This is a genomic window from Streptomyces sp. NPDC048565 (assembly GCF_040650935.1).
In the GTDB taxonomy this organism is placed as follows: Bacteria; Actinomycetota; Actinomycetes; order Streptomycetales; family Streptomycetaceae; genus Streptomyces.
In genome coordinates this window covers 171487-187483 of the sequence record NZ_JBEZIH010000001.1, presented here as the reverse complement: position 1 = coordinate 187483, position 15997 = coordinate 171487, and the positions used below count along the sequence as shown (strand labels likewise).

The following is a 15997-nucleotide window of genomic DNA, read 5'->3' as shown; positions in this document are numbered from 1 at the left end:
TATCCGACTACTCGACGGTGACCGACTTCGCCAGGTTGCGCGGCTTGTCGATGTCACGCCCCATGGCCAGAGCCGTGTGGTAGGCGAGCAGCTGCAGCGGGATGCCCATCAGGATCGGGTCCAGCTCGTTCTCGTTCTTCGGGACGACGATCGTGTGGTCGGCCTTCTCCTGCTCGCGGTGGGCGACGGCGAGGATGCGGCCGCTGCGGGCCTTGATCTCCTCCAGCGCGGCGCGGTTCTTCTCCAGCAGGTCGTCGTCGGGGACGATCGCCACCGTGGGGAGGGCCGGCTCGATGAGCGCGAGGGGGCCGTGCTTGAGCTCCGACGCCGGATAGGCCTCGGCGTGGATGTAGGAGATCTCCTTGAGCTTCAGGGAGGCCTCCAGTGCGACGGGGTAGCCCCGGACGCGTCCGATGAACATCATCGACTGCGCGCCCGCGTACTCCTCGGCCAGCTTCTTGATCTCGTCCTCGGCTTCGAGGATCTGGCCGATCTGCTCCGGCAGCCTGCGCAGCCCCTCGATGATCCGCTTGCCGTCGGACACCGACAGGTCACGGATGCGGCCCAGGTGCAGGGCGAGCAGCGCGAAGGCCACGACGGTGTTGGTGAAGCACTTGGTGGAGACGACGCAGACCTCGGGTCCCGCGTGGACGTACATCCCGCCGTCCGCCTCGCGGGCGATCGCCGAGCCGACGACGTTCACGACACCAAGGACGCGCGCGCCCTTGCGCTTGAGCTCCTGCACCGCGGCCAGCACGTCGTAGGTCTCACCGGACTGCGAGACGGCGACGTACAGGGTGTCGGGGTCCACGACCGGGTTGCGGTAGCGGAACTCCGACGCGGGCTCCGCGTCCGCGGGGATGCGGGCCAGCTCCTCGATGAGGCCGGCGCCGATCAGACCCGCGTGGTACGAGGTGCCGCAGCCCAGGATCTTGATCCGGCGCACTCCGCGCGCCTCGCGGGCGTCCAGATTGAGGCCGCCGAGGTGCACGGTGGAGAAGCGGTCGTCGATGCGGCCCCGCAGCACGCGGTCCACGGCGTCGGCCTGCTCCGAGATCTCCTTGTGCATGTAGGTGTCGTGGCCGCCCATGTCGTACGACTCGGCCTCCCACTCCACGGTGGTCGGCGTGGCCGTCGTGGTCGAGCCCTCCGTGGTGTACGTACGGAAGTCGTCGGCCTTGAGGGTGGCCATCTCGCCGTCGTCCAGGGTGACGATCTGGCGGGTGTGCGTGACCAGGGCGGCCACGTCGGAGGCGACGAACATCTCCTTCTCGCCGATGCCGAGCACGACCGGGGAGCCGTTGCGGGCGACGACGATGCGGTCGTTGAAGTCGGAGTGCAGGACGGCGATGCCGTACGTGCCCTCGACGGACTTCAGCGCCTCACGGACCTTCTCCTCGAGCGTGAGTGCCTGGGAGCGGGAGACCAGGTGGACCAGTACCTCGGTGTCGGTCTCGGAGAGGAAGACGACGCCGTCGGCGACGAGCTTCGCGCGGATCTCGGCGGCGTTGTCGATGATGCCGTTGTGGACGACGGCGACCTTGCCCTCCGCGTCCAGGTGCGGGTGCGCGTTCTCGTCGCTCGGGGCTCCGTGCGTGGCCCAGCGGGTGTGGGCGATGCCGGTGGTGCCGGCGAACCGCTTGGGCACGCGGGCCTCCAGCTCGCGGACCCGGCCCTTGGCCTTGACCATCCGCAGCGCGCCGGGCTTGCCCGCCGGTGCCTTGCCCGTGATCACGAGGCCGGCGGAGTCGTAGCCCCGGTACTCCAGCCGCTGCAGGCCTTCCAGCAGCAGCGGCGCCACGTCGCGCCTTCCGATGTAACCGACGATCCCGCACATAGAACTCTGCCCCTCCATCGACGTACCAAGGTCCTGTGCCCGGCCGTTCGCCCTGTTCAGCCGTAGACGACGCGGCGCAGCTGGCGGAGCGAGAGCTCCTGCGGCGCCACCGCGCGGTGCGGCAGTTCGGCCGCGATCCGCTCGAAGATCTCCCTGTTCACCAGGCCGCCTGCTTGCAACTCGCGGTGGCGGCGCCGGACGAAGTCCTCCGTCGTCTCGTCGAAGTACGCCAGCACGTCGAGGATCACCCGGGCCGCCTCGCCGCGCTGGAGCGCGGTGGAGCGTACGAGGTGGTCGATGAGGTCGTCATGCGAAGGGCGGCGTTCGAGCACGGGTCGATATTGCGTGGATCGGGGACGCTATGCAAGAAATCTGCCCGATATCGGGCAGGATTCTCATCAAGTGAGGTCCGAATGGCGGAATTGTCCCGTATGGGCACTCCCGCGCTTGGCGGATCGCGTACGCGTAACCGACCGCACGGTTTGGTTGAAGCGGATACCAGGCGCTCGCGCCGGCGCGCAGGGGCGCTAAGCGGCCACCCGCTCCGCCTGCTCCCGCAGCTCCTCCTCGCTCAGTCCACGCCGCCAGTAGCCGACGAACGTGACGCGCCTGCGGTCGAAACGCCGTTCCTGGACGAAGTGGCGGCGCAGTGCCTTGACCCCGGACGACTCGCCGGCGATCCAGACGTACGGGGCGCCGTCCCCGGGCAGCTCGGCGGCGCGCACGGCGTCCACGGCCGAGGGGGCGCCCTCGTCCCGCACGAGCCAGGTGATGTGCGCGTCGGCCCGGGTACGGATCTCCAGCCGGTCCCCGGCGTGCGGGACCTCCAGCCAGACCCTGGCCTCGGTCCCGGCGGGCAGCCACTCCAGCGCTGCCGACGCGGCGGGCAGCGCCGTCTCGTCCGCGCAGATCAGGACAGTGGCGGCGTCCCGCGGTGGCTGGAAGCGGATCCCGTTGTTGTCCTCGCCGGTCGGGCCCAGGACGGTGAGCCGCTGCCCCGGCGCGGCGGCTTCGGCCCAGCGGCAGGCCGGTCCGCCGTCCCCGTGCAGCGCGAAGTCGATGTCGATCTCGGTCGAGCCGTCCTCGGCGTACCGCTGGGCGCGCACGGTGTAGGAGCGCATGATCGCCCGGACGTCCGGCGGCAGGGCCCGCCAGGCCGTGAACCACTCACCGTGCTCGTCGACCGGTACGACGGCCTCGTCCTGGCCCGGCTGCGGCAGGAAGATCGAGAGGCTCTGGTCCCGGCCCCCGGCGACGAAGCCGTCGCCTCCCGGGCCGCCGAGAGTGATGCGCTGCATGGTCGGGCCCAGCCTGCTGGTCCTCAGGACCGTCAGGTCGAAGAACCGGTAGGGGGCGACGGCGGGTGCGGCGGCGGTCGTCATGCGGGGTCCTCCCGGGAAACCGGAACGGCGGAGGCCCTGACCGGGGTCGCTCCCGGCAGGGCCGGGGGGTCAGCTGACCTTCTTGGCCTTCTCGATGGCCTCGGCGAGTGCGTCGAGGATCGGCGCGCACTTGTCGTAGGAGTAGATGGGCTCCGTCGTACGCGGGATGACCTGGCCGGCCTTGACGGCGGGCAGTCTGACCCAGGTCGGCCTGGAGGTCAGGGCGTCGGGCTGAAGGGCCGACGAGCGGTTGTCCATCATGATGATGTCCGCGTCGTACGTGTCGACGTTCTCCCAGCTCAGCTCCTCGAAGAAGCCGGCCGAGCTGACCTTCGGCTCGACGAACCTCACGCCGAGCTCCTGGAAGTACAGGGTGTCGGCGGACGTCTTGGCGAGGGACACGTAGAACAGGTCCTGGCTGGCCGAGCCGATCATGACCTTGATCTCCGGCCGGGACCTGGCGGCGGCGCGCAGCCGGGCCGCCGCCTTCTCGAACGCCGCCTTGGCGTCGGTGACCCGCTGGGACCTGACATCGGCCCCGAGGGACGCGGCGAGGTCCTCGTGGCGCTGGATCGCCTTGGGGACGGTGGTCTCCGCGGCCCACAGGGCGACGCTCGGGGCCAGCTTGAGGATCTTGTCCTTGGACTGGTCCGGCACGTACCAGAGGGCGTCCTTCTCCCACATGGCGGTGACGAGGAGGTCGGGTGCGAGACCGGCGTACTTCTCGACGTTGAACTCGCCCCAGACGTTGCCGAGCACCTCGACCTTGCTGATGTCGATGTCGCCGGCCTGCACGTCAGCCTTGCCGCCGGAGGTCTTCGTCGGACCGAAGACGCCCTTGACCTCGATGCCGTAGTCATGGAGCGCGGCGGCGACCCCGATGAACGCGACGATGTTCTTCGGCACGGACCCGGCCTCGGCGGTCTGCCCACGGTCGTCCTTGAAGGACCAGGGGCCGGACTTCTCCGCACCCGAACCCGAGGCGGAGCTCTTCCCGTCGCTGTCGCCGTCCCCGCAGGCCGCGAGGACGGCACCGAGACCGACGGCGCCACCGACGGCCAGCAGGCCGCGACGGGAGAGTGGGCTGGTCCGGACGTTGGGCATGAGTGGGTCTGCTTTCCTACGCGCCCTCCGGGGCGCCCGCTGACGATTCGAGGGAAGGCTAGCCTAACCTCACAGATCGCGGGAAGGGAGGGCGCGGAGGCGGGTCCGTGCCACGCCGGGCGCGCCCGCTCCGTCAGGCGCTCATGCCCAGCTCCCGGGCGATCAGCATCCGCTGGACCTCGCTCGTGCCCTCGCCGATCTCCAGGATCTTGGAGTCGCGCCACATCCTGGCCACCGGGTACTCGTTCATGAAGCCGTACCCGCCGTGGATCTGCGTCGCCTCGCGGGCGTTGTCCACCGCCACCGTCGACGAGTACAGCTTCGCGATGGCCGCCTCCTTCTTGAACGGTTCGCCCGCCACCAGCCGTGAGGCCGCGTCGCGCCAGCCGACCCTGGCCATGTGCGCCCGCGTCTCCATGTCCGCGATCTTGAACTGGATCGCCTGGTTGGCGCCGATGGGCTTTCCGAAGGCGTGCCGCTCCGCGGCGTACTTCAGGGACTCGTCCACACAGCCCTGCGCCAGGCCCGTCGACAGGGCCGAGATGGCGATCCGGCCCTCGTCCAGGATCCGCAGGAACTGCGCGTAACCGCGGCCCTCGTCGCCCAGCAGGTTCGCCGCAGGGACGCGGACGTCGGAGAAGGACAGCTCGCGGGTGTCCGAGGCGTTCCACCCGACCTTGGAGTACGGGGCGGCCACCGTGAAGCCGGGTGTGCCCGAGGGGACGATGATCGCGGAGATGCGCGGGGCGCCGTTCTCCTTGCGGCCCGTGACCGCCGTGACCGTGACCAGCTCCGTGATGTCCGTACCCGAGTTCGTGATGAAGCACTTGGAGCCGTTGATCACCCACTCGCCGGTGGCCTCGTCCAGCACGGCCGTCGTGCGGGTGCCGCCCGCGTCCGAGCCGCCGTCCGGCTCCGTCAGCCCGAACGCGCCGAGCGCCTCGCCCGCGCAGAGCTTCGGCAGCCACCGCTGCTTCTGCTCCTCGGTCCCGAAGCGGTACACCGGCATGGCGCCCAGCGAGACACCGGCCTCCAGCGTGATCGCCACGGACGAGTCGACCCGGGCCAGCTCCTCAAGGGCGATGCCGAGCGCCAGATAGTCGCCGCCCATGCCGCCGTACTCCTCGGGGAAGGGCAGCCCGAACAGGCCCATCCGGCCCATCTCCCGCACGATCTCGTAGGGGAACTCATGGCGCTCGTAGAAGTCGCCGATCTTCGGGGCGATCACATCGTGTGCGAACTCCTCGACGGTGCGGCGCAGTTCCTCGTGCTCGGCGGTCAGGCGGTGGTCAAGGGACATGGGTGCTTTCACTCCTTGTGGGACAGCGCGCGGACGGTACGGGACGGGCTCGGACGGCCCAGTTGTTCGGCCATCCACACGCTGGTGGCGGTGAGTGCGCCGAGATCGACCCCGGTGTCGACACCGAGGCCGTCGAGCATCCACACGAGGTCCTCGGTGGCGAGATTTCCGGTGGCGCTCTTCGCGTACGGGCAGCCGCCGAGGCCGCCCGCCGACGCGTCCACCGTCGTCACCCCGTGCCGGAGCGCGGCCAGGGTGTTGGAGAGCGCCTGGCCGTACGTGTCGTGGAAGTGCACCCCGATCGTGTCGGTGGGGACCCCCGCCTCGTTCAGTGCGGTCAGCAGCGCCGTGACATGGCCCGGGGTGGCCACGCCGATCGTGTCGCCGAGGGACAGCTCGTCGCAGCCGAGGTCCTCCAGTGCCTTCGCGACCCGGACGACCTGCGCGAGCGGCACGGCGCCCTCCCACGGGTCGCCGAAGCACATCGACAGATAGCCGCGCACATGCACCCCGGCCGCCTTCGCCCGGGCCACGACCGGTTCGAACATGGTGAGCGACTCGTCCACCGTGCGGTTGAGGTTGCGCGCGGCGAACGTCTCGGTCGCCGAACCGAACACCGCGATCCTGCGGGCACCGAGCGCGAGCGCACGGTCCAGGCCGCGTTCGTTCGGCACGAGGACGGGCAGGGCCACGTCACCGGCGTCCACGAGGTCGCCGAGAAGGGGGAACAGCTGCTCCGCGTCCGCGAGTTGGGGTACCCACTTCGGGTGGACGAAGCTGGTGGCCTCGATCGTGGAGAGCCCCGCCCCGGCCAGTCGGTGGACGAACTCCGCCTTCACCTCCGTCGGCACGACGGTCTTCTCGTTCTGCAGCCCGTCGCGGGCGCCGACCTCATGGATACGGACCCTGGCCGGCAGTCCCGGCGAGGTCACCTTCATGGGCAGTCCGGTGTCGGTCACGCTTCCTCCCTCGGGGCCACCACGGCCAGGATCTGGTCCATGGCGACCGTGCTGCCTGCGGTGACGTCCAGCTCGGCGACCGTGCCGGCGTGCGGGGCGGAGATCACGTGCTCCATCTTCATCGCCTCGACGACCAGCAGGCTCTGCCCGGCCACCACCTCGTCCCCGACCGCCACCTTCACGACCGTGACCGTCCCGGGCATGGGCGCGGCGAGCGTGTCGGCGCCCGAGCGTGCGGCGCCGCTGAGGGACGCCTCCACCGGGTCGTGGTCCTGGACGTGCCAGGTGTCCCCGTCCCGGCCGAGCCAGACGCCCTCCGGTGACAGCGCCCTGCTGAACGTGTGGGTCAGGCCGTCGAGTTCGACGACGGCACGCCGCCCGGACACCTCGACAAGACGGGACCGCTCCGCGCCGGGCAGTGACGGCACAGGACCGCAGGTGTCCGCGTGCTCCTCGCGGTCCCCGGCATGGCCGAAGGTCAGCGCGGCCGTGCCCCCGGCCCCCGTACGCAGACCCACGCGCACCGGGTCATGGCCCGGTACGCGGAAGTGGTGGAAGGTCTCCGCGGGTGTTCCGCCGAGCCGCCAGCCGCTGGGCACCGAGAACGGATCGACCCAGCCGGCCGTGGGCGCGGGGCGTTCCTGCCGCAGCAGCGCCGCCGCCGCGTACACCTCCTCCGGCACCCCGTCCGGCACCAGACCGTCCGCTTCCCGCTCCACCAGGCCGGTGTCCAGATCGCCCGCCACCACCGCCGGGTGGGCCAGCAACCGCCGCAGGAACCCGGCGTTCGTCGGCACGCCCAGCACCACCGTGTCCGCCAGCGCGGCCCGCAGCCGGCGCAGCGCGGTCGCCCGGTCGGGGCCGTACGCGATGACCTTCGACAGCATCGGGTCGTACGTGCTGCCGACCGGCACGCCCTCGCTGAGCCCCGAGTCCGTCCGCGCCCCGCCGCCCTGGGGCTCGTGCAGCGCGAGGACCGTGCCGCCGGACGGCAGGAAGCCGCGCGCCGGGTCCTCGGCGCAGACCCTGGCCTCTACGGCGTGCCCGGTGAGGGTGATGTCCCTCTGGCCGTACGGCAGTTGCGCGCCGGAGGCCACCCGCAGCTGCCACTCCACCAGGTCGAGCCCGGTGATCAGCTCGGTGACCGGGTGTTCGACCTGGAGGCGGGTGTTCATCTCCATGAAGTAGTAGGAGGAGGGGTCGCTGCCCGGGACGATGAACTCGACCGTGCCCGCGCCGACGTACCCGCAGGACCTGGCCGCCTGCACCGCCGCCTCACCCATCGCCGCCCGGGTTCCCTCGTCGAGCAGGACCGAGGGCGCCTCCTCGATGATCTTCTGGTGGCGGCGCTGGAGCGAGCACTCGCGCTCGCCGAGATGGATCACGTTGCCGTGGCCGTCGGCCAGGACCTGGATCTCGATGTGGCGCGGCCGGTCGATCCAGCGTTCCACCAGCAGCGTGTCGTCGCCGAAGGAGGCGCGCGCCTCGCGCCTGGCCGCAGCGATCTCATCGGCGAGCAGTGCCTCCTCACGCACCAGCCGCATGCCCTTGCCGCCGCCGCCCGCCGAGGGCTTCAGCAGCACGGGCATCCTGATCTCCCGTGCCGCTTCGGCCAGTTGGCCGTCGGTGAGCCCGCTGCCCGACGAACCCGGCACCACCGGCACCCCGGCGGCGGCCACGGTCTCCTTGGCGCGGATCTTGTCGCCCATCAGCGAGATCGCCGATGCGGGCGGGCCGATGAAGACCAGCCCCGCCTCCGCGCACGCCCGGGCGAAGCCGGCGTTCTCGGCGAGGAAGCCGTATCCCGGGTGGACGGCCTCGGCGCCGGTGCGGCGGGCGGCGTCCAGCAGCCGCTCCACCGACAGATAGCTCTCCGAGGCGGGGGCCGGCCCGATCCGGACCGCCGTATCCGCCTCCCTGACGTGCCGGGCGTCCGCGTCGGCGTCGCTGAAGACGGCCACCGACCGCACCCCGAGCTCGCGCAGCGTCCGGATGACCCGGACCGCGATCTCGCCACGGTTGGCGACCAGAACAGTGCTGAACATGGAAGTCCTCACATCACATCCGGAAGACGCCGAACTGGGGTTCGCCCAGCGGGGCGTTGGCACACGCGGTCAGGGCGAGCCCCAGCACCTGCCGGGTCTCCGCAGGGTCGATCACACCGTCGTCCCAGAGCCGGGCGGTGGCGTAATAGGCGTTGCCCTGCTGCTCGTACTGAGCGCGGACCGGGTCCTTGAAGGCCTCTTCCTCCTCGGCGGGCCATTCCTCGCCGCGACCCTCGATCTGGTCGCGCTTGACGGTGGCCAGCACCGACGCGGCCTGCTCGCCGCCCATGACGGAGATCTTGGCGTTGGGCCACATCCACAGGAAGCGGGGGCCGTACGCCCGGCCGCACATGGAGTAGTTCCCCGCGCCGTACGACCCGCCGACCACGACCGTCAGCTTCGGCACCCTCGTGCACGCCACGGCCGTGACCATCTTGGCGCCGTGCTTGGCGATGCCCCCCGCCTCGTAGTCCCGGCCGACCATGAAGCCGGAGATGTTCTGCAGGAACACCAGCGGGATGCCGCGCTGGTCGCACAGCTCGATGAAGTGCGCGCCCTTCTGGGCGGACTCCGAGAACAGGATGCCGTTGTTGGCGACGATGCCGACGGGATGGCCGTGGATCCGGGCGAAGCCGGTGATCAGCGTCTGGCCGTACTCCGCCTTGAACTCCTGGAAGCGGGAGCCGTCCACCACCCTGGCGATGACCTCCCGCACGTCGTAGGGCGTACGCGAGTCGACGGGCACCGCGCCGTAGAGCCCGAAGGGGTCCGCCTTCGGCTCCTCGACGGGCTCCACGGACCAGGGGAGGGGGCCACGGTCGGGGAGCGTCGCGACGATGTTCCGCACGATCCGCAGCGCGTGCGCGTCGTCCTCGGCGAGGTGGTCGGTGACCCCGGACGTACGGGAGTGGACCTCGCCGCCGCCGAGCTCCTCCGCCGTCACGACCTCACCGGTGGCCGCCTTCACCAGCGGCGGGCCGCCCAGGAAGATGGTGCCCTGGTTCCGGACGATGACGGCCTCGTCGCTCATCGCCGGGACGTACGCCCCGCCCGCCGTGCAGGAACCGAGCACGGCCGCGATCTGCGGGATCCCGGCGCCCGACATCCTGGCCTGGTTGTAGAAGATCCGCCCGAAGTGGTCCCGGTCGGGGAAGACCTCGTCCTGCATCGGGAGGAACGCGCCCCCCGAGTCCACCAGATACAGGCACGGCAGCCGGTTCTCCAGGGCCACCTCCTGGGCGCGCAGGTGCTTCTTCACCGTCATCGGGTAGTACGTCCCGCCCTTGACGGTCGCGTCATTGGCGACGATCACGCACTCCCGGCCGCTGACCCGCCCGATTCCGGCGATCACCCCGGCGGCCGGCGCCGCGCCCCCGTAAAGACCCTCGGCCGCGAGCGGTGCCAGCTCCAGGAAGGGGGAGCCCGGATCGAGCAAGGTGTCCACCCGCTCCCGGGGCAGCAGCTTGCCGCGCGCCACATGCCGGGCGCGCGCCTTCTCACCCCCGCCGAGCCGTGCCGTGGCGAGCCGCGTGCGCAGCTCGTCGGTGAGCGCGTGATGCGCCGCCTCGTTGGCCTGCCAGGCCTCCGAGGCGGGATCGGCCGCGCTCACCAGGACCGGTGCCTGCTGCATCCTGTCGAGCCCCCTTGCCCGTACCGCGGTAGTCGATCGGAGTTAATGAGCGTTAACGCATGACGCTCAGGTTAACGAGCGCTAACCCGCCTGTCTAGAATGAATCCTCATGAGCACCCATGCCACCGCCCGTGTCGCGGCTCCCACCCGCCGCGAGCAGATCCTCCGAGAGGCGGCCCGCCTCTTCGCCGAGCGCGGCTTCCACGGTGTCGGGGTCGACGAGATAGGGGCGGCGGTCGGAATCAGCGGTCCCGGCCTCTACCGCCACTTCCCCGGCAAGGACGCGATGCTCGCCGAGCTGCTCGTCGGCATCAGTGAGCGCCTGCTGGCAGGCGGGAAGCTGCGCGTCACCGAGGGCGGTGCCTCAGGTGACGGCTCCCCGGACGCCCTCCTGGACGCCCTCATCGAGGGCCACATCGACTTCGCCCTCGACGACCGCCCCCTGATCACCCTCCACGACCGTGAGCTCGACCGGCTGCGTGACACCGACCGCAAGCGCGTGCGCCAGCTCCAGCGGCAGTACGTGGAGGTCTGGGTCGAGGCCGTCCGCGCCCGCTACCCGGCCCTCCCGGAGAGCGAGGCCCGGGTCACCGTCCACGCGGTGTTCGGCCTGCTGAACTCCACCCCCCATCTGACCCGCCCCGAGGCGCTCCCCGACCGGACTGCCACCGCGGCCCTGCTGCACCGGCTGGCGAGGGGCGCCTTCGCGGCGGCCGCGTCGTAGATCCCGGGCCGCACCGTTTCGGCCGGATGGTTCCGACGTACGAGACACCGGGCACACAGCGCCCCGCCGACGGCACAATGGGCGCATGCCGATACCCAGCCGCGCCGCCCTCGTCGAGCACCTCGTCCGCACCCGTATCGCGGGCGACGTCGCCACCCCCCGTGACAACAACCTCTCCCACTACCGCGAGCTCGCCAACGGCAACCGTCATTTCTGGCTGGGTCTGGAGCTCGGCGACCGGTGGTCGGACGAGCAGGACGTGCTGGCCGTGATGGCCGAGAGATGCGGTGTCAGCGACGACCCCGAGCACCGGCAGGGTCAGGACACCATCGACCCCGAGCTGACGGTGGACGGCCTCGACCGGATGGCCGCCAGGCTGCGGAAGGCCGCCGCGGACGGCGAACGGGTCCTGGTCGCGACCGGACACCCGGGCGGCCTGCTCGATGTGCACCGCAGGACCGCGGACGCCCTGCGGTCGGCGGGCTGCGAGATCGTGAAGATCCCCGGCGGTCTGATGGCGCCCGACGAGGGCATGGTCTTCCAGTTCGCCGACGTCGCCGTGCTGGAGCGCGGCGCGACCCTGTGGCACACGCACTCGCCCGTCCCGATGACCGCCATCCTGGACGGCCTGGAGCGCGAGGGCCGCCCGCTGCCCGACCTGGTCGTGGCCGACCACGGCTGGGCGGGCTGCGCCGGGCAGCGGGGGATCGACTCGATCGGTTACGCGGACTCCAACGACCCCGCGCTGTTCCTCGGCGAGGCGGAGGGCACCGTCCAGGTCACCGTGCCGCTGGACGACCATGTGGCCGACCCGCGCTACTACGACCCGATGACCGACTACCTGCTCGACGCGGCCGGACTGCTGCCCTCGGTCGACCGGGCGTAGCGCGCGGCCAGTTCCCGCAGGTGGGTGACGAGCTCGGCCGGCTCCGTCACCGTGAAGCCGAAGCCGAGCATGCCCAGATGCACGGCGAGCGTGTCCAGGGAGTCGGCCCCGGTGTCCAGGACGCAGGTCTCCTCGTCGACGGTCTCGACCGTGCCCACCGCCGGATTGATCCGCTCCAGCACCGCCGGGGCGGGGGCGTGGACCGTCACCCGGGCGCGGTGGCGCCAGGCGGCGGCCGACGCCTGCCCCGCGACGTACGCGGCCGCGCTGCCGTCGGGGTCGGCGCGGGGCTCGAAGCGCGGTCCGGCCGGCAGCCTGGGTGTGAGCCGGTCCACGCGGAAGGTGCGCCAGGCGTCGCGGTCGACGTCCCAGGCCACGAGGTACCAGCGGCGGCCCCAGTTCACGACGCGCTGCGGCTCCACCAGGCGGCGGGACGACGCGCCGGAGTGGTCCTGGTAGTCCAGGCGCAGGCGCTCGTGGTCACGACAGGCGGCCGTGAGCGTCATCAGCAGCTCCGGGTCGGTCTCCGGCACGGGCCTGTCCACCTCCACCGGCACGGCGTACTGCTGGAGCGCGCGGACGCGCCGGCGAAGACGCGACGGCAGGATCTGCTCCAGCTTGGCCAGCGTGCGGCTCGCCGTCTCCTCCATCCCGGCCAGCGAGCTCCGCGCCACATTGCTCAGGGCGACCGTGACCGCTACGGCCTCGTCGTCCTCCAGGAGCAGCGGGGGCATCGCGCTGCCCGCGGCGAGCCGGTAGCCGCCCGTCGACCCGCGGGTGGCGTCCACCGGATAGCCGAGCGTGCGGAGCCGTTCGATGTCGTTGCGCACGGTCCGGCTGCTCACCCCGAGCCGGTCGGCGAGCTCGGAGCCCGGCCAGTCGCGGGGCGTCTGGAGCAGGGAGAGCAGCCGCAGCAGACGTGCGGAAGTTTCCAGCATTCGTGGTGGTCCGCCGTCCAAATAGGAAAGGAATGTGCCTATACCACGCCTATGATTTCACTCATGGAGAACAGCAGCAAGACCGCAGTCGCAGACAGTTCCGTCCGCCCCTTCCGTGTCGACATTCCTCAGGCGGACCTCGACGATCTGCGTGACCGTCTGGCCCGGACCCGCTGGAACACCGGCGTCCAGGGCGTCGACGACTGGTCCCGAGGCGTCCCCGCCGGCTATCTGAAGGAGCTCGCCACGTACTGGGCGGACGGCTTCGACTGGCGCAAGGCGGAGGCCCGGCTGAACGAGATCCCGCAGTACGTCACGGAGATCGACGGGCAGGACATCCACTTCGCGCACGTCCGCTCCGACAACGCCGACGCCACGCCCCTGCTGCTGATCCACGACTGGCCGGGCTCGTTCGTCCAGTTCATCGACGTCATCGAGCCGCTCTCGCAGGACTTCCACCTCGTCGTCACCTCGACGCCCGGCGTCGGCTTCTCCGGACCCCTGACATCGACGGGCTGGAACAACGGCCGTATCGCCGCGGCCTTCACCACGCTCATGTCCCGCCTGGGCTACGGGCGTTACGGAGTGCAGGGCAACGGCGGCGGGGCCTGGATCGCGGGCGAGATGGGCCGGATCGCCTCTGAGCGCGTGACGGGTGTCCACGTCAACGGCCTGGTCACCTTCCCCTCCGACGACCCCGCCGACTTCGCCGGGCTCACCGAGGGCGAACAGACCCGGCTGGAGCGGCTGCAGCACTTCCGCGACGACAAGATGGGCTTCAACGTCCTCCAGTCGACCCGCCCCGAGACGGTGGCCTACGGACTGAACGACTCGCCCGTCGGCCAGCTCGCCTGGATCGTCGAGAAGTTCAAGGAATGGACGGACACGGCGAAGGACCTGCCCGAGGACGCGGTGGACCGCGACACCCTGCTCACCAACGTCAGCCTGTACTGGTTCACCGGCACGGCGGGATCCTCGGCCCACCTCTACTACGAGATGGCCCACGACCCGGGCGCCTGGGCCCCCAAGGAGCGCGGCACCGTCCCCACCGCCGTGGCCGTCGCCCTCCCCTCCGACGTGGCGATCCGCCGCTTCGCCGAGCGCGACCACCATGTCGTGCGCTGGACCGAGTTCGACCGCGGCGGCAACTTCCTCTCCCTGGAGCAGCCGGCGCTCCTGGCCGACGACGTACGGGAGTTCTTCGCGGACCTCGGCTGACACGGACGTCGGCTGACACGGACCTCGGCTGACACCGCAGCCCGCGTCAGGCTGAGAGCCCGCCAGGCTCTCAGTCGCGGGCGCGCGCCGCCGACCGCTGCGCGCGCCCCGGTGTCGGGTCCAGGTACACCCGCTGGACCGACGGGTAGCGCTCCCGCAGCTGCTCCTCCGCCTCCTCGCACGCCCACTCGATCTGCTCGGCCGTCGACGCGTCCCTGAAGTCGATCTTCGCGGCGATCAGCAGCTCCGACGGGCCCTGGATCAGCGTGGTCAGCTCCAGCACCTCGACGATGTGCGGCACGGACAGCAGCTCCTCGCGCACCCCGGCGCGCATCTCCGGCGGGATCGGACGGCCGATCAGCAGCTGGGCGTTGGACCGGCAGAGCACCCAGGCGACGTACACCAGCAGTACGCCGATGAGCATCGAGGCGATCCCGTCCCAGAGCCCGGAGCCCGTGAGCTGCCCGCCGAGCAGCCCACCGGCCGCCAGCAGAAGACCCGTCAGGGCCGCCGAGTCCTCCATCACCACGGCCTTGACCGCCGTGTCGGGGGTCCGGCGCAGATAGCGCGGCGCGGGCATCCGCAGCCGTGCGGCCTCCCCGCGTACCTGCCTGACCCCGGTGCGCAGCGAGAAGCCCTCCAGCAGGAAGGCGACCGCGAGCACGAGGTAGGAGATGAGCGGATCGCCGAGCTCCTCACCCTTCAGCAGGGTGTGGATGCCGTCGTACAGGGAGAACACCGCGCCGCCGACGAACGTCGCGACGGCCGCGAGCATCGCCCAGATGTAGCGCTCGGGGCCGTAGCCCAGCGGATGGTCCTCGTCGGCGGGCTTCTCGCTGCGCTTGAGCGCGGTGAGGAGCATGAGCTCGGTGACGGTGTCGGCGACCGAGTGCGCGGCCTCCGACAGCATCGCGCTCGAACCGCTGATCAGCCCCGCCACCAGCTTCGCCACCGCGATACCGAGATTGGCGGCGGCCGCGACGACGACGGTGGTCGTGGACTCGCCGCCACCGGCCTCCTCGTCACCCGCGGCGTCACTCCCGGCCTCACCCCTGGTGTCACTCATGGGGGGCAGTATGTCCGAATGTGCGCCTTCAGTCCCTCGGGACGCGGACCAGGCCCTCCTGGATGACCGTGATGGCCAGCTTCCCGTCGGCCGTCCAGATCCTGGCCTGGCCGAGACCGCGCCCGCCGGAGGAGGAGGGCGACTCCTGGTCGTACAGCAGCCACTCGTCCGCACGGAAGGGGCGGTGGAACCACATCGCGTGGTCGAGGCTGGCGCCCACCACGTCACCGACCGCCCAGCCGCCGCGGCCGTGGGCCAGCAGTACCGAGTCCAGCAGGGTCATGTCGGAGACGTACGTCGCCATGCAGACGTGCAGCAGCGGGTCGTCAGCGAGCTTGCCCTGCGTCCTGAACCAGACCTGGGAGCGCGGCTCACGCGGCTCTCCGGCGGTGGCGAACGGCGGGGCGTCGGCATACCGCAGGTCGACCGCGGCGCGGGACTCCAGCAGCCGGTCCACCAGACGCGGGTCCGAGAGGCGGTCCGCGTACCTGGGCAGCATCTCCTCGGCCGTCGGCAGGGTCTCCGGGTCCGGGGCCAGGGGCATGACCGCCTGGTGGTCCATCCCCTCCTCGTGCACCTGGAACGACGCCGAGAGGTGGAAGATCGGCTTGCCGTGCTGGACGGCGACGACCCGTCGGGTGGTGAAGGACCGCCCGTCGCGGATCCGGTCCACGCTGTAGACGATCGGCGCGCCCGGGTCCCCGGGGCGCAGGAAGTACGCGTGGAGGGAGTGGGCACCCCGGTCGTCGGGGACCGTGCGCCCGGCGGCGACCAGGGCCTGGGCCGCGACCTGGCCGCCGAAGACACGGGGCACGACCGCCGAACGGCTCGTGCCCCGGAAGATGTCCTGCTCGATCTGCTCCAGGTCGAGCAGATCGAGCAGGGATTCGAGTGCTTCGCTCATGGGA

Annotated in this window: 14 protein-coding genes; 3 read left to right on the top strand and 11 right to left on the bottom strand. The window is 71.2% G+C overall.

The window, feature by feature from the left end:
* Window positions 1-7: 7 nt before the first annotated feature.
* The 8 genes from glmS to AB0C75_RS00765 form a co-directional block, all read right to left on the bottom strand.
* Window positions 8-1837 carry a glutamine--fructose-6-phosphate transaminase (isomerizing) gene (gene glmS, locus AB0C75_RS00800; RefSeq protein WP_362885717.1) on the bottom strand — a complete coding sequence of 610 codons (1830 nt, stop codon included), beginning with the start codon at window positions 1835-1837 and terminating at the stop codon, window positions 8-10.
* A gap of 56 nt (window positions 1838-1893) precedes the next feature.
* Window positions 1894-2169 carry a hypothetical protein gene (locus AB0C75_RS00795; protein WP_362885715.1) on the bottom strand — a complete coding sequence of 92 codons (276 nt, stop codon included), beginning with the start codon at window positions 2167-2169 and terminating at the stop codon, window positions 1894-1896.
* A 195-nt stretch (window positions 2170-2364) separates the two neighbouring features.
* Window positions 2365-3219: a siderophore-interacting protein gene (locus AB0C75_RS00790; protein ID WP_362885713.1), complete on the bottom strand. Its 855-nt coding sequence runs from the start codon at window positions 3217-3219 to the stop codon at window positions 2365-2367.
* Between the two features lie 69 nt (window positions 3220-3288).
* Window positions 3289-4323: an ABC transporter substrate-binding protein gene (locus AB0C75_RS00785; RefSeq protein WP_362885711.1), complete on the bottom strand. Its 1035-nt coding sequence runs from the start codon at window positions 4321-4323 to the stop codon at window positions 3289-3291.
* 133 nt (window positions 4324-4456) lie between these two features.
* Window positions 4457-5623 (bottom strand): acyl-CoA dehydrogenase family protein, encoded by a 1167-nt coding sequence (locus AB0C75_RS00780; RefSeq protein WP_362885709.1) that lies wholly within the window; start codon window positions 5621-5623, stop codon window positions 4457-4459.
* A gap of 8 nt (window positions 5624-5631) precedes the next feature.
* A complete protein-coding gene (locus tag AB0C75_RS00775; RefSeq protein WP_362886142.1) occupies window positions 5632-6561 on the bottom strand; it encodes a hydroxymethylglutaryl-CoA lyase in 930 nt (309 codons plus the stop codon).
* A 17-nt stretch (window positions 6562-6578) separates the two neighbouring features.
* Window positions 6579-8627 carry a biotin carboxylase N-terminal domain-containing protein gene (locus AB0C75_RS00770; protein WP_362885707.1) on the bottom strand — a complete coding sequence of 683 codons (2049 nt, stop codon included), beginning with the start codon at window positions 8625-8627 and terminating at the stop codon, window positions 6579-6581.
* Between the two features lie 13 nt (window positions 8628-8640).
* Window positions 8641-10257 (bottom strand): carboxyl transferase domain-containing protein, encoded by a 1617-nt coding sequence (locus tag AB0C75_RS00765; RefSeq protein ID WP_362885705.1) that lies wholly within the window; start codon window positions 10255-10257, stop codon window positions 8641-8643.
* 109 nt (window positions 10258-10366) lie between these two features.
* On the opposite strand from AB0C75_RS00765, the gene AB0C75_RS00760 reads away from it, so the two are divergent.
* On the top strand, window positions 10367-10981 hold the full coding sequence (locus AB0C75_RS00760; RefSeq protein ID WP_362885703.1) for a TetR/AcrR family transcriptional regulator: 615 nt from the start codon (window positions 10367-10369) through the stop codon (window positions 10979-10981).
* Window positions 10982-11066: 85 nt separating this feature from the next.
* Window positions 11067-11867, top strand: a complete 801-nt coding sequence (locus AB0C75_RS00755) for a phosphatase (RefSeq protein ID WP_362885701.1) — start codon at window positions 11067-11069, stop codon at window positions 11865-11867.
* Here AB0C75_RS00755 and AB0C75_RS00750 read toward each other — a convergent pair.
* Entirely contained in the window at window positions 11819-12805 is a 987-nt protein-coding gene (locus AB0C75_RS00750; protein ID WP_362885700.1) for a YafY family protein, read from the bottom strand. The genes AB0C75_RS00755 and AB0C75_RS00750 overlap by 49 nt on opposite strands.
* Before the next feature lie 63 nt (window positions 12806-12868).
* On the opposite strand from AB0C75_RS00750, the gene AB0C75_RS00745 reads away from it, so the two are divergent.
* The gene (locus tag AB0C75_RS00745; protein WP_362885698.1) at window positions 12869-14023 is read left to right on the top strand and encodes an epoxide hydrolase family protein; all 1155 of its coding nucleotides are present in this window, start codon (window positions 12869-12871) and stop codon (window positions 14021-14023) included.
* 70 nt (window positions 14024-14093) lie between these two features.
* Here AB0C75_RS00745 and AB0C75_RS00740 read toward each other — a convergent pair whose 3' ends face one another.
* Window positions 14094-15089 (bottom strand): cation diffusion facilitator family transporter, encoded by a 996-nt coding sequence (locus AB0C75_RS00740; protein WP_362885697.1) that lies wholly within the window; start codon window positions 15087-15089, stop codon window positions 14094-14096.
* Between the two features lie 28 nt (window positions 15090-15117).
* Entirely contained in the window at window positions 15118-15993 is an 876-nt protein-coding gene (locus AB0C75_RS00735) for an acyl-CoA thioesterase II (protein ID WP_362885695.1), read from the bottom strand.
* Window positions 15994-15997: the final 4 nt, after the last annotated feature.

Bases quoted from the DNA above. Each gene is read 5' to 3' on its own strand.
- glmS (WP_362885717.1), bottom strand. From the start codon at position 1,837: ATGTGCGGGATCGTCGGTTACATCGGAAGGCGCGACGTGGCGCCGCTG.
- AB0C75_RS00790 (WP_362885713.1), bottom strand. From the start codon at position 3,219: ATGACGACCGCCGCCGCACCCGCCGTCGCCCCCTACCGGTTCTTCGAC.
- AB0C75_RS00785 (WP_362885711.1), bottom strand. From the start codon at position 4,323: ATGCCCAACGTCCGGACCAGCCCACTCTCCCGTCGCGGCCTGCTGGCC.
- AB0C75_RS00780 (WP_362885709.1), bottom strand. From the start codon at position 5,623: ATGTCCCTTGACCACCGCCTGACCGCCGAGCACGAGGAACTGCGCCGC.
- AB0C75_RS00775 (WP_362886142.1), bottom strand. From the start codon at position 6,561: ATGAAGGTGACCTCGCCGGGACTGCCGGCCAGGGTCCGTATCCATGAG.
- AB0C75_RS00770 (WP_362885707.1), bottom strand. From the start codon at position 8,627: ATGTTCAGCACTGTTCTGGTCGCCAACCGTGGCGAGATCGCGGTCCGG.
- AB0C75_RS00765 (WP_362885705.1), bottom strand. From the start codon at position 10,257: ATGCAGCAGGCACCGGTCCTGGTGAGCGCGGCCGATCCCGCCTCGGAG.
- AB0C75_RS00760 (WP_362885703.1), top strand. From the start codon at position 10,367: ATGAGCACCCATGCCACCGCCCGTGTCGCGGCTCCCACCCGCCGCGAG.
- AB0C75_RS00755 (WP_362885701.1), top strand. From the start codon at position 11,067: ATGCCGATACCCAGCCGCGCCGCCCTCGTCGAGCACCTCGTCCGCACC.
- AB0C75_RS00750 (WP_362885700.1), bottom strand. From the start codon at position 12,805: ATGCTGGAAACTTCCGCACGTCTGCTGCGGCTGCTCTCCCTGCTCCAG.
- AB0C75_RS00745 (WP_362885698.1), top strand. From the start codon at position 12,869: ATGGAGAACAGCAGCAAGACCGCAGTCGCAGACAGTTCCGTCCGCCCC.
- AB0C75_RS00740 (WP_362885697.1), bottom strand. From the start codon at position 15,089: ATGAGTGACACCAGGGGTGAGGCCGGGAGTGACGCCGCGGGTGACGAG.
- AB0C75_RS00735 (WP_362885695.1), bottom strand. From the start codon at position 15,993: ATGAGCGAAGCACTCGAATCCCTGCTCGATCTGCTCGACCTGGAGCAG.